The following is a 13,354-nucleotide window of genomic DNA, read 5'->3' as shown; positions in this document are numbered from 1 at the left end:
CCCGCACCGACGGAAAGGACCTTCGATGGCCCGACGATCAGCGTTCTTCCTGGCATTCCTGCTCGTCGCATTCGGTGTCGTTGGATGCAGCTCGACCACGAAAGCGGACCAGCCCGCGGCCGACGACACCATCCGGATGTACGTCGCCGCGGAGCAGGTCGATTGTGTGGGCGTCGCTCCGATGCGTTGTATGCAGGTGCGCAACGCTCCCGAGGAGGACTGGCAGCTGTTCTACGACGGCATCGACGGTTTCACCTATGAACCCGGCTACGAATACGAACTCGTGGTTCGCGTGACACCCGTCGAGAACCCGCCCGCCGACCATTCGTCCGAGCGGTACGAACTCGTCGGGATCGCGAGCAAGACTCCGGCGTGACCTTGGTCGGCATCAGCCCATGCGCGACAGCTTGCCCCTCAGGCGGGCGACAGCGCAGCGGCCGTGGCCGGGTAGCGGGCCAGATGCTGACCGGCGGTCCGGTCCTCGGCATCGGCGAGACTCATGTAGAGAGCAGCCTCCTCTCCAGCGGCCTGCGCGTCGGCGGCGCGGGCCAGGATGGCTTCATGGGATTCGACGGCGTCGCGGTGATCGCCGAGTACGGTCTGCAATCGCTTGGCCTGGGCACCCAATTCGCGAGCCGGCTCACCGAGAACAGCCGCGGCGGCTTCGCAGGAATACCGTAACCGTTTGGCGCCCTTGCGGATATCGTGCAGCAGCTCGATCCGCTTGTCGGGTGTCGCGGTGACCTCGGTGCGGATCAGCCGAGCCAGACGCTCGCGATCACGGTGCATCACCGTGGTGAAGGCGTCGGCCGCCGGACCGTCGACGCGACCCTTGCGCAGCGGCGGAGTCGAACGCCAGCGCGACAGGCGAGCCCGCAGCGTACGGTAGCGGTCGCTGTCGAGCGCGGAGAGCACCTCGGCATGCGCCGACTGGTATCGCGCGCGTTCGGCGCCGACCAGGCGCTGGGTCACCGCGTCGAGCACCGCCGGATCCGATCCGGCGACCAAGTCGGAATCCAGCAACGTCGCGAACCGCTCCGCCCGCACCTCCGCATCCCGCGCAACACCGAGCAGACCGGCCAGCCACGCCAATTCGGCACCCATGGCGGTGGCGGGCCCCCGCCGGAACAGCCGCCGATAGGACTTCAGCACACTGCGCAACCTGCGCGTCGCCACCCGCATCTGATGCACCGAATCCCATGCGTCGGCGCGTACCTCGGGTTCGGCGGCCAGCAGCCGATCGACATCCTCACCCAGCGCCGCGATCAGCGCGTCTGCGGCGGTGGCCGTCATGACCTAGCGTCCTTTCGCGAACCCGTCGGTGGCTTCGACGAGACGGTGAGTGATCCCGGGTTCATTGGCCGCGTGCCCGGCATCGTCGACGATGTGCAGCACCGAACCCGGCCAGGCTCGATGCAGTTCCCAGGCGCTGACGGCCGGGCAGACGATGTCGTGGCGACCCTGCACGATCACCGCGGGGATATCGGCGATCTTGTCGATATCGCGCAACAACTGTCCCTCGTCGAGGAATCCGCCGTGCCGGAAATAGTGATTCTCGATGCGGGCGAAGGCGAGTGCGAACCGTGGCTCACCGGTTTCGGCGACCCGATCCGGTTGCGGCAGCAGCGAACTCGTCGTGCCCTCCCAGGTCGACCAGGCGACCGCGGCGGCGGTGGCGACGTCATCGTTGGGGGAGTGCAGCAAGCGGTGATAGGCCTCGACCAGATCGCCGTCGCGTTCGGATTCCGGGACCGGTGCGAGGAACTTCTCCCACTCGTCCGGATAGACGTAGCCGGCGGCGCCGTTGTAGTACCAGTCGATTTCCTTGCGCCGCAACAGGAAGATCCCGCGCAACACCAGCTCGGTGATGCGCTGCGGAAACCGCTGCGCGTACGCCAGCGCGAGCGTGGAGCCCCAGGATCCGCCGAACACCTGCCACTGCTCGATACCGAGCGCTTCGCGCAGCTGCTCGATATCGGCGATCAGATGGTCGGTGGTGTTCACCGACAGGTCTGCGCCGTCGGCGATATGCGGGGTGGAGCGTCCGCAGCCACGCTGATCCAACAGCACGATCCGGTATTCAGTCGGATCGAAGAACTGTCGATGGAACGGCGCGGTGCCACCGCCGGGACCGCCGTGCAGGAACACCACGGGCTTGCCGTCGGGGTTGCCGCTGACTTCCCAGTACACCGATTGGCCCGCACCCACGTCGAGCATCCCCTGCTGGTGCGGCTCGATCGGCGGGTACAGGGTGCGCATCAGAACGCCAGGCCGGAAGCCAGATCCGGCAGCTCGAGCGCCTGGATCGCCTCCTGCCGGACATCGGCGCAGGCTTTCAGGGTGATCCGGTCGATGACGGGCTTGTCGGCGAGGACCTGAGCGTTGATGGCGCCGTTGCGCAAGGCCCAGTCGTGCACCATCGCATTCAGGCCGATGCGGCCGAGTGTCGGACCCTGCACCCGCCAATTCGACAGCTCCGGGCGGATCATCTCGCACAACGCGGTCGCCGCGGAATCGGACACCTCGAGCGGCTTGCCGGGCGCGGGCTTGGTCGCACCGCCCGGGGTGGTCGCCGGAATACTCGTCGGCGCGGCGGTCGTCGACCCGCCCGCCTCACTCGATCCGGTCCCGGATTCACCTCCGCACGCGGTCAATAGGACAGCAGCACACACCCCCGCGACCACCAGCGTGCTCCGGGAAATCCAACGGCGTTCCGGCATCAGTACCTCTGCTCGACTCGAGATTGTCGCCACCGAGTCTGCCATTTTTCCGCTACGCCGGTCGCGCGGCGTTCCCGCCCTCGGGGCGGAGCCCATCCGGAGACTCAGAGGCCGGGACGGCTTCGGGCCAAGGATCAAAGGTCAGAGTTCGGGACGGCGCGAGGGCTCCGACTCTGAACGACCCTGTGGCTCGCGTCGAATCGGGCCGGAGTGTGTGGTCTGAGTCAGACCACACGAAGCCGGGCATGGGATCGGCCGGGCAGCGTACGGGAATTCAACGGTGCCCGGCCGGGCCTATGGATCTGGATCCGCGGCTCAGAAGCTGTGTTCGGGCCCTGGGAAGGTGCCGCGGCTTACCTCGTCGGCGTAGGTGGCGGCGGCAGTTCGCAAGTCGTCGCCGGTGTTGGCGAAGCGCTTGACGAACTTGGCCGTCTTGCCGCTGGTGTAGCCGGCCATGTCCTGCCAGACCAGCACCTGGGCGTCGCAGTCGGCGCCCGCGCCGATGCCGACGGTGGGGATGGTCAGTTTGCGGGTGACCTGGCCTGCGAGTTCGGCCGGGACCATCTCCATCACCACGGAGAACGCGCCCGCCTCCTGGACCGCGATGGCGTCGGCGATGAGCTGTTCGGCGCCGTCGCCGCGGCCCTGCACCCGGAAACCGCCGAGGGTGTTGACGCTCTGCGGGGTGAAGCCGATATGGGCCATCACCGGGATACCCGCGGAGGTGATGAGCGCGATCTGCTCGGCGACTCGCTCGCCGCCTTCCAGCTTCACCGCATGCGCCTGACCCTCCTTCATGAACCGGATCGCGGTGGCCAGCGCCTGCTGCGGCGAGGACTCGTAGGTGCCGAACGGCAGGTCGGCGACCACGAGCGCATGCGGGGCGCCCCGCACCACACCGCGTACGAGCGGGATCAGCTCGTCGACGGTGACCGGCACCGTCGTGTCATAGCCGTAGACCACATTGGCCGCCGAATCGCCGACCAGCAGCACCGGAATGCCTGCTTCTTCGAACAGCCGGGCCGTCGAGTAGTCGTAGGCGGTGAGCATCGACCAGCGTTCGCCCGTCGCCTTCATCTGCTGTAGATGATGGACGCGGGTCTTACGCCTCGGCTTCGTCTCGGCGGATGCGGCGCCGTAAGCGGGAGTTTCCGAATCGGATACGGACATCATCGTCCCTTTCGTCGTCCTCGAGGCCCGAATACGGGTCCCCGGGTCTGGGTGACGCCATCCAGTGTGCCACCGGTCGCACCGCCCATTTAAGGCCCGCGACCAGTGCGGTTGGTCACATCTGACGTCGCAGCCGGGCCGCAGTCGGCAGGGCAGGCCGCCGCGAACGCGGAGACGGGCGGTCATGCGCGGCTGGGCGTGATCGCGATAGTGCGGCCCAGTGGCGCCGCGCAGCCTGACCAGCGTCCCGACTAGCATGGCGCCGGTGCGGAGTGGGCGTGGTGTGCTGGTGACGGTGCTGGCGGTGACGGCTTTGGCGGCCGGTTGCGCGGAGCCGCGGGAGGAATCCGCAGCCCCGGCGCCCCCGCCCCCGGACGGCCTCGCGCAGTTCTACACCCAGACCCCGCAGTGGGGTAGCTGCGCCGAATTCACCGGACCGGACGAGTCGCTGCCGCCCGCCGCCGAATGCACCCGCATCACCGTCCCCGTCGACTACGCCGACCCGGCGGGCGCCACCGCCCAGATCGCGTTGTCACGAGTCAAGGCGGAGGGCAAGGACCGTATCGGTTCGCTGCTGCTCAACCCCGGCGGACCGGGCATGTCCGGTTTGTCCACCGTGACGGTGGGCGGCGGCACGGCGGTGGCCGAGCGATTCGACCGTGTCGGCTTCGATCCACGCGGCGTCGGCGCCTCCACTCCCTCGGTCGCCTGTCTCACCCCGCAGGAAGCCGACGAAGAACGCGCCGAGTCACCTCAGGCCAACACCCCGGAGGGCATCGCCGCCGACGAGGCCGACAACCGCGAGTACGCCGACGCCTGCGTCGAGCGCACCGGCAAGGAGTTCCTCGCCCACGTCGGCACCCGTGAGGTCGTGCAGGACATGGACGTCATCCGCGCGGTGCTCGGCGATCCGAAGCTCAGCTACCTCGGCTACTCCTACGGCACCCGTCTCGGCACCGCCTACGCCGAGAAGTTCCCCGGCAATGTGCGCGCGCTGGTCCTCGACGGTGCCATCGACCCCACACAAGACCCGGTGGAGGAGTCACTGCGCCAGGCCGAGGGTTTCCAGCAGGCCTTCGACGCCTACGCCGCCGACTGCGTGACCCGCGAAGAATGTCCGCTCGGTAACGATCTGTCCACTGCGGTGAAGCGGTTCCGCGAGCTGGTCGACCCGCTGTGGGACACGCCCGCCGCCACCACCGATGCCCGCGGCCTCAGCTACGGCGACGCCCTCACCGGAGTCCGGCAGACGCTCTACAGCGAGAGCTTCTGGCGTGTGCTCTCACTCGGCCTGACCGAGCTGAGCCAGGGCCGCGGCGACACGCTGCTCCAGCTCGCCGACCTGTACAACGGCCGCAGCGAGGACGGCACCTACAACAACCTCAACGACGCCTTCAACGCCATCCGCTGTGTGGACGATCCGCGTATCACCGACCCGGCCGTGGCCAGCAGGCAGGACACCGAATACCGCAAGGCCGCCCCGTTCATGGACGACGGCCGCGGCACCGGTGCGGCGCCGCTGGAGTTGTGTGCGAGCTGGCCGGTGCCCAACACCAGTCAGCCGCACGAGATCACGGTGACCGGCCTGCCCAAGACGGTCGTCGTCTCGACCACCGGCGATCCGGCCACGCCTTACCAGGCAGGCGTCGACCTCGCCGAGCAGCTGGGCGCCGCGCTGATCACCTACGAGGGCGACAGCCACACGGTCGTGTTGAACGAGGGCTCGCCGTGCGTGGACAACGCGGTCGTCGCCTATCTGACCGAGTTGATCGAGCCGCAACCCGGGCTCAGGTGCTGACGCGCAGGTCGGCTCACATTGCGGGATACAAATTCCGTGTCGCTATGTAACACAGATTTAACGCCGGGTGCCTACAGTCGCGGTCATGGATCGCCAGAAGGAATTCGTGCTGCGGACGCTCGAAGAGCGGGACATCCGCTTCGTGCGGCTCTGGTTCACCGACGTCTTGGGCTATCTGAAGTCCGTGGCGATCGCCCCCGCCGAACTCGAAGGCGCCTTCGAGGAAGGCATCGGCTTCGACGGTTCGGCCATCGAGGGATTCGCCAGGATCTCCGAGGCCGATATGGTCGCCAGGCCCGATCCGTCGACCTTCCAGGTGCTGCCGTGGTCGACCAGCAAGGGCCATCAGCATTCCGCGCGCATGTTCTGCGACATCACCATGCCCGACGGCTCGCCGTCCTGGGCCGATCCGCGGCATGTGCTGCGCCGTCAGCTGAACAAGGCCGGTGACGTCGGCTTCAGCTGCTACGTGCACCCCGAGATCGAGTTCTTCCTGCTGAAGAACACCCCCGACGGTTCGGACCCGGTGCCCGCCGACAGCGGCGGCTTCTTCGACCAGGCCGTGCACGATTCCGCGCCCAACTTCCGCCGCCACGCCATCGACGCGCTGGAGTCGATGGGCATCTCGGTGGAGTTCAGCCATCATGAGGGCGCGCCGGGCCAGCAGGAGATCGACCTGCGCTACGCCGACGCGCTGTCCATGGCCGACAACGTGATGACCTTCCGCTACCTGATCAAGGAAGTGGCCATCGACGAAGGCGTGCGCGCCACCTTCATGCCCAAGCCGTTCGCCCAATACCCGGGCTCGGCCATGCATACGCATATGAGCCTGTTCGAGGGCGAAGCAAACGCGTTCTCCGATCCAGACGACCCGAACAACCTCTCTACCACCGCGCGGGCGTTCATCGCGGGCATCCTCGAACACGCCCCGGAGATCAGCGCGATCACCAACCAGTGGGTGAACTCCTACAAGCGCCTCATCCACGGCGGCGAGGCACCAACGGCGGCCTCGTGGGGCCGGTCCAACCGGTCGGCGCTGGTGCGCGTGCCGATGTACACGCCGAACAAGTCGTCGTCGCGGCGTGTCGAGATCCGCAGCCCAGATTCCGCCTGCAATCCGTACCTGACCTTCGCGGTGCTGCTGGCCGCGGGCCTGCGCGGAATCGAGAAGGGCTACACGCTGCCGCCGGAGGCCGAGGACGACGTCTGGTCGCTCACCGCCGCCGAACGCCGCGCCATGGGCTTCCGGGAACTGCCCGGCACCCTCGACGAGGCGCTGCAGGCGATGGAGCGTTCGGAACTGGTCGCCGAAACCCTCGGCGAGCACGTGTTCGACTTCTTCCTGCGCAACAAGCGCCGCGAGTGGGCCGACTACCGCAGCCAGGTGACGCCGTTCGAACTGAAGGAGTACCTCGGGTTGTGAGGTCACGGTGGGGTCGCGCCCACCAAGACCGAGGCCCGAGCATGTAATTTGAAAGCATGGTCCGGCCCCCGACTGCCCGCTCCGCTGTCCCCGGTGTCGGCCGTCTCGGATTGCTCGAGCCGACGGCCGCCACCTCCCTGGCCGAACTGGCATGGGACAACATCGAGGGCATCCCGCTGCTGTGGGCGCTCTCGCGCGCACCCGACGCCGATCTGGCCCTGACCACGCTGATCCGGTTGCGTGAGGCGCTCGGATACGAGTGGGCGGAACTGGATACGGCGTTGCGCACCGATACGGCGTTGCGCGGCAGGTTGTTCGCGCTTGTCGGCTCCTCGTCGGCATTCGGCGACCACCTGGTCGCCGATCCCGGCGCGTGGAAGTCGCTGCGCCGCACCGGTCTCCCCGGTCGCGATGAGCTGATCGCCGATCTGCTCGACGCCGTCGACGCGGTGCCGGAGGAAGGTCCGAATGCCGGGCCGATGCTGTACCGGGCGGGCGAGTCGGGGCCGGAAGTCGTTGCGCTGCTGCGTAAACGCTACCGAGATCAGCTGATGCTGCTGGCCGCCCAGGACCTCGCCGCCACGGTGGAGAACGAGCCGGTGCTGCCGTATCAGGTGGTCGGCCGCCACCTCACCGACCTCGCCGACGCGGCTTTGACGGCGGCGTTGTCGGTGGCCGTCGCCCGGGTGTGCCGTGATGAGCCGTGTCCGGTGCGGCTCGCGGTGATCGCCATGGGCAAATGCGGTGCGCGCGAACTCAACTACGTCAGCGATGTCGATATCGTGTTCGTCGCCGAACCCGCCGATTCCACCGCCGCCCGGCTGGCCGCGGAGATGATGAGCATCGGCAGTGCCGCGTTCTTCGAAGTCGATGCCGCGCTGCGACCCGAGGGCAAGGCAGGCGCGCTGGTTCGCACCCTCGATTCCCATATCGCCTACTACCAGCGCTGGGCCCGCACCTGGGAGTTCCAAGCCCTGCTCAAGGGCCGCCCGATGACCGGCGATCTGACCCTCGGCGCCCAGTACCGGGCCGCGCTCATGCCCATGGTGTGGTCGGCCTCCGAACGCCCGGACTTCGTCCCCGACGTACAGGCCATGCGTCGCCGCGTCGAGGATCTGGTTCCCGCCGACCTGCGTGAACGTGAATTGAAGCTGGGTCACGGCAGCCTGCGTGACGTCGAATTCGCCGTTCAGCTACTGCAATTGGTGCACGGCCGGGTGGACGAGGCGCTGCACGTGCAGGGCACCGTGGAGGCATTGACGGCGCTGGCGGCGGAAGGCTACGTCGGCCGTGACGACGCCGCCAACCTCACCGCCTCCTACGAATTCCTGCGCCTGCTCGAACACCGGCTGCAATTGCAGAGGCTCAAGCGCACCCATACCCTGCCCGCCGACGACGACGAGGAGGGCATGCGCTGGCTGGCCAGGGCCGCCCATATGCGTCCCGACGGCCGTCAGGACGCGGTGGGTGTGCTGCGCACCGAGATTCGCCGCAACACCGTCCGGGTGCGGCGACTGCACGCCAAACTGTTCTACCGGCCGCTGCTGGAATCGGTTGCCCGCCTCGATTCGGCCGCGCTGCGGCTCGGTCCCGACGCGGCCGTCCGCCAGCTCGCCGCACTCGGTTACGCCGACCCCGAACACGCACTCGGCCATCTGCGCGCCCTCACCGGCGGGGTGTCGCGCAAGGGCCGCATCCAGGCGCTGCTGCTGCCGACGCTGCTGGAATGGCTCGGTGACACACCCAATCCGGATGCGGGGCTGCTCGCCTACCGGCGCGTCTCGGAGGGGTTGGTCGACCAGACCTGGTTCCTGCGCGAACTGCGTGACGAAGGCGCGGTCGCGCAACGGTTGATGATCGTGCTCGGCTCCTCGGCGTACCTGCCGGATCTGCTGATCAACGCGCCCGAAACCATCCGCATGTACGCCGATGGACCCAGTGGCCCACTGCTGCTCGGCCCGCAACCCGAGGACGTCGCCCGCGGGATCCTCACCGCCGCCGCACGCTACGACGATCCGAAACGCGCGGTCGCTGCGGCGCGGTCGCTGCGACGGCACGAACTGGCCCGCGTCGCCTCCGCCGATCTGCTCGGCCTGCTCGATGTGCCGCATGTGTGCCGGGCCTTGTCATCGGTGTGGGTGGCGGTGCTGGAAGCGTCGCTGCGTGCGGTGATCCGCGCCAGTGAAGCCGAACGCGGCGCGCCGGCGCCCGCCGATTTCGCGGTCATCGGTATGGGCAGGCTCGGCGGAATGGAATTGGGTTACGGCTCCGACGCCGATGTGCTGTTCGTCTGCGATCCGCGCCCCGGCGAGGACGAGACCAAGGCCGTCAAATGGGCCATCGGCATCGCCGAACGGGTCCAGCGCTTCCTGGGCGCACCGAGCACCGATCCGCCGCTTCAGGTGGATGCCGCGCTGCGTCCGGAGGGCCGCAACGGCGCGCTGGTACGCACGCTCGCCTCGTATGCCGCCTACTACGAGCAGTGGGCGCAGCCGTGGGAAGTGCAGGCGCTGCTGCGCGCCCATCAGGTGGCAGGCGATCAGGAACTCGGCGTGCGGTTCCTGCACGTCATCGACAAGGTGCGGTATCCGGCGGGCGGAGTGTCGGCCGAATCGGTGCGTGAGATCCGCAGGATCAAGGCCCGTGTCGACTCCGAACGGTTGCCGCGCGGCGCCGACCCCGCCACCCACACCAAACTGGGCCGCGGCGGGCTCGCCGATATCGAATGGACCGTGCAGCTCATGCAGTTGCGCCACGCCCATGAGGTACCCGAACTGCACAACACCTCGACACTGCAATCACTGGACGTCATCGAGCAGAAGGATTTGCTCGACTCCGAGGACGTCGACCTGCTGCGCCAGGCCTGGCTGATCGCGACAAAGGCGCGCAATGCTCTGGTCCAGGTGCGAGGCAAACCGAGCGATCAGCTGCCCGCGCCCGGACCGCAACTGTCGGCCGTCGCGTACGCGGCCGGCTGGCGCAACGGTGACGGCGGAGAATTCCTCGACAACTACATGCGGATCACCAGGCGCGCGAAGGGCGTGGTGGAGCGGGTGTTCGGAGGCTGATCGAGACGCACGGACTGCTCTGACCCCGGAGTGAGACGGGCCCGAGTCTCTGGTCCAGCACCGCGCTGAGAGTCGGTAGGGAGAGTGTGTCTTTCGCCCACCTCTGAGCGACAACGGTTCGAATTGTCGCTCAGAGGTGGGCGAAACATATGCGCCAGGAGCCTCTGCCCCTCGCGCTTGCGCGGTGCGCGCGGACAGCGGCGACGGCCCGCTACCTGGTGCCCGGCGAGGTGAGTTCCCGAAACCTGCTGACGAACTCACCGAGCGCGCGCCGGTCCTCGGTATCCGGCGAGTGATGCCCTTTGTCGGCGGTGACGGTGACCGTGGTGCCCGCGCTGATACCGAGGTCCGTCCAGCACAACGGCAGCAGCGGTGCATGCACGGAGTGGTCGTTGGCGGTGATGACGATGGTCGAGGAGTACCGGCCCGCCACCTCGAGCAGGGCTTCGGCGGTGTCGAGTGACAACGCGCCAGGGGAATCGAATTCTTCGAAGTACAGGGCAATCGCCTCCTGTGCGGGCCAGTTCAGGGCTGCCACGATTCTCACAGGATCCACACAATTGGTCCACGAATCGGTCACCGGCACCTTCTAAGGTCCCAGACATGCGAATTTGGGTGAACCGGGCATTGCTCGGCACGGGGTGGGTTGCCCTCACGGCGGGAGTCGCGGGGCTGGCGCTATATTTCAGCGGGTCACAGCGGCGGACGATGGTGCTGCTGGCTTCCGGTGCGTCGCTGCTGATGTTGGGGACGATCGTGGCGCTGGTGCTGTTCGCCATTGCCCGCGGCCGTCGCAGCATGATCGCTGCCGGGGTCGCGGTGGCGGCGGCGTTATGGACACAGGTGCCGATCTTCGTCCCCGACGGTCATGCGGCCGGCGGGCCGGAACTGACCGTGATGCAGTCGAATCTGCTGTTCGGCGGGGCGGATACCGGCGCGGTGGTCGACGCCGTTCGTGCGCAGAGTGTCGATGTGCTGACGCTGAACGAACTCACCCCGGCGGCCGTCGCCGGGCTGACCGCCGCCGGAGTCGACAAACTGCTGCCGTATCACTACCTCGAAGATTCCGAGGCCGGTGGAGTCGGTACCGGCATCTACAGCCGGTACCCGTTGCGCGACACCAAGAACTACGACGGATTCCTGCTCAACAACATCTCGGCCGTCATGGACCACCCCGACCGCGGGCCGATCGCCGTCTACGCCTTCCACCCGGTGCCGCCGCCCCTGGATTTCGGGCGTTGGCAGCGTGAACTGCGCGCCATCCGCGACATTCTCGAACTCGAACAGCGCCCGGCCATCGTCGGCGCCGACTTCAACGCCACCCGCGACCACACCGCCTTCCGCGACCTGCTGCGCGGCCGCTTCGAAGCCGCCGCCGACCAGGCCGGCGCAGGCCCACTGCGCACCTACCCGCAGGATCGCAGGTGGGGCCCGGTCATCGGCATCGACCACGTCCTGCTCGCCGACGCCACCGCCGACAAGGTGTGGACCATGGTCGTCCCCGGCACCGACCACCGCGCCGTCCTCGCCAACACCCGCTTGCACTGACCCGTAGATCGTTCGCGACGAATTTCGTCCGCTGCGATGCGTTTCGGGGGCATCGAACGATTACCATGTGATCGTTTGGACGGCAGGCGCATGCGGCGTCGGTCCGAGCCCGGGTTGTATTCCGGCCCGGTCGACCTTGGGGAGGCAATCAAGTGACAAGGAACAAGCGGCTGCGCTTTGCCGCCGCCATCGTGGCGTCTGCCGCGCTGGTACTGACCGGCTGTTCGGAATCGGCCGAGGCGGCGCAGTCGGGTCCGGGGCAGGAGAATCCGTGGCAGATCGCGGGTGCGACGTCGAGCACCGGGCCGAGCGGACCACGTGATGGCGCCCCGGACGCGCCGATCCAGGCCGAGAACGGTGACGGCGGGCCCATGGACCAGCTCGCCCTCAACGCGGTCTACGACGTCCAGGAATTCTGGAAGACCGAGTACAGCAAGACCTTTCCCGGCACCTTCAAACCGGTCGACGAGCTGATCTCGTGGTCCGCGCTGGCGTCGAAGTCCGAGGCGGTCGAGTTCTGCACAGTCGACACCTATCAGATGGTCAATGCCGCCTACTGCAGCACCGACCATTCGATCGGCTGGGACCGCGGTGTGCTGCTGCCCGAACTGGTCAAAGAGTTCGGTGACATGTCGGTGGTGATGGTGCTCGCCCACGAGTACGGCCACGCCCTGCAGGGCCAGGCCAAGATCTCCGACCGGCGCACGCCGGCCCTGGTCCGGGAGCAGCAGGCCGACTGCCTCGCCGGTACGTATCTGCGCTACGTCGCCGAGGGCAGTTCCAAGTACTTCACGATGAACACCACCGATGGTCTCAACGGCGTGCTCGGTGCGACCGTCGCGGTGCGCGACCGTGATCCGGACGACCCGGACAACGTGCACGGTTCGGCGTTCGAGCGGGTGACCGCGGTACAAATGGGTTACACCACCGGCGCCGAAGCCTGCAAGGCCATCAACGAGGACGAGATCGAACAGCGCCGCGCGGGTCTGCCGATCACCTTCGAGGACGACAACGGTGACCGCCAGCTGCCCGTCGACCAGGAATCGCTGGTCAGCGTCGCCAACGCCGCCGCAAAGGCACTGCCCGCCGAGTCCGCCCCGCAGTACGACTACGCGGGGGTGGCGTCCAGCTGCTCCGGTGTGACCGTCACCGAGCCGGTGTCCTACTGCCCGGACACCAATTCCATCGGCACCGACATCTCGGGACTCGCCGAACGCGGTGGGGCGCTGGAGGACGAGGGCAAGCCGTTGTCGGCGATCGTCAGCGGTGACTACAACGCCTTCGTCGTCTTCATCTCCCGCTACACCCTCGCCGTGCAGCAGGCGCGGGGGCTGTCGCTGGAGGGCGCCGACACCGCCGGTCTGCGGACCTCCTGCCTCACCGGTGCGGTGACCACCGAACTGAGTAAGGAAGGCAGCGAAGTCCGGCTCTCGGCAGGCGACCTGGACGAGGCAATCTCCGGCCTGCTGTCGGACGGCCTGGCCGCCAGCGACGTCAACGGCAAGACCGTGGAAAGCGGTTATCTGCGACTCGAGGCCTTCCGCCTCGGCGTGCTGCAGGGTGAGGCTGCCTGCGCGAACAAGTACAACTGACGCAGTCTGAACAACTGAGGCGCCGAGGTCGTTGA

At 67.8% G+C, this 13,354-nt stretch carries 11 protein-coding genes; 6 read left to right on the top strand and 5 right to left on the bottom strand.

Annotated features, from left to right (window positions below):
* Positions 1 to 25 precede the first annotated feature (25 nt).
* The gene (locus tag ACFXNW_RS13830; RefSeq protein ID WP_379417980.1) at positions 26 to 376 is read left to right on the top strand and encodes a DUF4377 domain-containing protein; all 351 of its coding nucleotides are present in this window, start codon (positions 26 to 28) and stop codon (positions 374 to 376) included.
* 38 nt (positions 377 to 414) lie between these two features.
* Here the strand turns inward: ACFXNW_RS13830 and ACFXNW_RS13825 are convergent, their stop codons facing one another.
* From ACFXNW_RS13825 to panB, 4 genes are all read right to left on the bottom strand, one after another.
* Positions 415 to 1,293: a CHAD domain-containing protein gene (locus tag ACFXNW_RS13825; RefSeq protein WP_379417979.1), complete on the bottom strand. Its 879-nt coding sequence runs from the start codon at positions 1,291 to 1,293 to the stop codon at positions 415 to 417.
* Between the two features lie 3 nt (positions 1,294 to 1,296).
* Positions 1,297 to 2,259, bottom strand: coding sequence for a prolyl aminopeptidase (gene pip / locus ACFXNW_RS13820; protein WP_379417978.1), 963 nt, complete (start codon positions 2,257 to 2,259; stop codon positions 1,297 to 1,299).
* Positions 2,259 to 2,720 (bottom strand): hypothetical protein, encoded by a 462-nt coding sequence (locus tag ACFXNW_RS13815; protein ID WP_379417977.1) that lies wholly within the window; start codon positions 2,718 to 2,720, stop codon positions 2,259 to 2,261. Before ACFXNW_RS13815 ends, pip begins: the two co-directional genes overlap by 1 nt.
* A 315-nt stretch (positions 2,721 to 3,035) precedes the next feature.
* The gene (panB, locus tag ACFXNW_RS13810; protein WP_379418149.1) at positions 3,036 to 3,890 is read right to left on the bottom strand and encodes a 3-methyl-2-oxobutanoate hydroxymethyltransferase; all 855 of its coding nucleotides are present in this window, start codon (positions 3,888 to 3,890) and stop codon (positions 3,036 to 3,038) included.
* Between the two features lie 256 nt (positions 3,891 to 4,146).
* Here panB and ACFXNW_RS13805 point away from each other — a divergent pair, with 256 nt between their 5' ends.
* The 3 genes from ACFXNW_RS13805 (at position 4,147) to ACFXNW_RS13795 (ending at position 10,179) form a co-directional block, all read left to right on the top strand.
* Entirely contained in the window at positions 4,147 to 5,688 is a 1,542-nt protein-coding gene (locus ACFXNW_RS13805; protein WP_379417976.1) for an alpha/beta hydrolase, read from the top strand.
* Positions 5,689 to 5,773: 85 nt separating this feature from the next.
* On the top strand, positions 5,774 to 7,111 hold the full coding sequence (gene glnA / locus ACFXNW_RS13800) for a type I glutamate--ammonia ligase (RefSeq protein ID WP_379417975.1): 1,338 nt from the start codon (positions 5,774 to 5,776) through the stop codon (positions 7,109 to 7,111).
* A 56-nt stretch (positions 7,112 to 7,167) separates the two neighbouring features.
* The gene (locus ACFXNW_RS13795; RefSeq protein WP_379417974.1) at positions 7,168 to 10,179 is read left to right on the top strand and encodes a bifunctional [glutamine synthetase] adenylyltransferase/[glutamine synthetase]-adenylyl-L-tyrosine phosphorylase; all 3,012 of its coding nucleotides are present in this window, start codon (positions 7,168 to 7,170) and stop codon (positions 10,177 to 10,179) included.
* Between the two features lie 211 nt (positions 10,180 to 10,390).
* Here the strand turns inward: ACFXNW_RS13795 and ACFXNW_RS13790 are convergent, their stop codons facing one another.
* Positions 10,391 to 10,717, bottom strand: coding sequence for a hypothetical protein (locus ACFXNW_RS13790; protein ID WP_379417973.1), 327 nt, complete (start codon positions 10,715 to 10,717; stop codon positions 10,391 to 10,393).
* A 65-nt stretch (positions 10,718 to 10,782) separates the two neighbouring features.
* Here ACFXNW_RS13790 and ACFXNW_RS13785 point away from each other — a divergent pair, with 65 nt between their 5' ends.
* Positions 10,783 to 11,727, top strand: coding sequence for an endonuclease/exonuclease/phosphatase family protein (locus ACFXNW_RS13785; RefSeq protein WP_379417972.1), 945 nt, complete (start codon positions 10,783 to 10,785; stop codon positions 11,725 to 11,727).
* Between the two features lie 152 nt (positions 11,728 to 11,879).
* Positions 11,880 to 13,319, top strand: a complete 1,440-nt coding sequence (locus ACFXNW_RS13780) for a metallopeptidase (RefSeq protein ID WP_379417971.1) — start codon at positions 11,880 to 11,882, stop codon at positions 13,317 to 13,319.
* Positions 13,320 to 13,354: the final 35 nt, after the last annotated feature.

It is taken from the genome of Nocardia sp. NPDC059180, from assembly GCF_042754945.1.
GTDB lineage: Bacteria > Actinomycetota > Actinomycetes > Mycobacteriales > Mycobacteriaceae > Nocardia.
Note: the sequence above shows the minus strand (reverse complement) of the source record. Positions and strands in the feature narration are given on the sequence as shown.

Bases quoted from the DNA above. Each gene is read 5' to 3' on its own strand.
- panB (WP_379418149.1), bottom strand. From the start codon at position 3,890: ATGTCCGTATCCGATTCGGAAACTCCCGCTTACGGCGCCGCATCCGCC.
- ACFXNW_RS13805 (WP_379417976.1), top strand. From the start codon at position 4,147: ATGGCGCCGGTGCGGAGTGGGCGTGGTGTGCTGGTGACGGTGCTGGCG.
- ACFXNW_RS13830 (WP_379417980.1), top strand. From the start codon at position 26: ATGGCCCGACGATCAGCGTTCTTCCTGGCATTCCTGCTCGTCGCATTC.
- glnA (WP_379417975.1), top strand. From the start codon at position 5,774: ATGGATCGCCAGAAGGAATTCGTGCTGCGGACGCTCGAAGAGCGGGAC.
- ACFXNW_RS13815 (WP_379417977.1), bottom strand. From the start codon at position 2,720: ATGCCGGAACGCCGTTGGATTTCCCGGAGCACGCTGGTGGTCGCGGGG.
- pip (WP_379417978.1), bottom strand. From the start codon at position 2,259: ATGCGCACCCTGTACCCGCCGATCGAGCCGCACCAGCAGGGGATGCTC.
- ACFXNW_RS13785 (WP_379417972.1), top strand. From the start codon at position 10,783: ATGCGAATTTGGGTGAACCGGGCATTGCTCGGCACGGGGTGGGTTGCC.
- ACFXNW_RS13825 (WP_379417979.1), bottom strand. From the start codon at position 1,293: ATGACGGCCACCGCCGCAGACGCGCTGATCGCGGCGCTGGGTGAGGAT.
- ACFXNW_RS13795 (WP_379417974.1), top strand. From the start codon at position 7,168: ATGGTCCGGCCCCCGACTGCCCGCTCCGCTGTCCCCGGTGTCGGCCGT.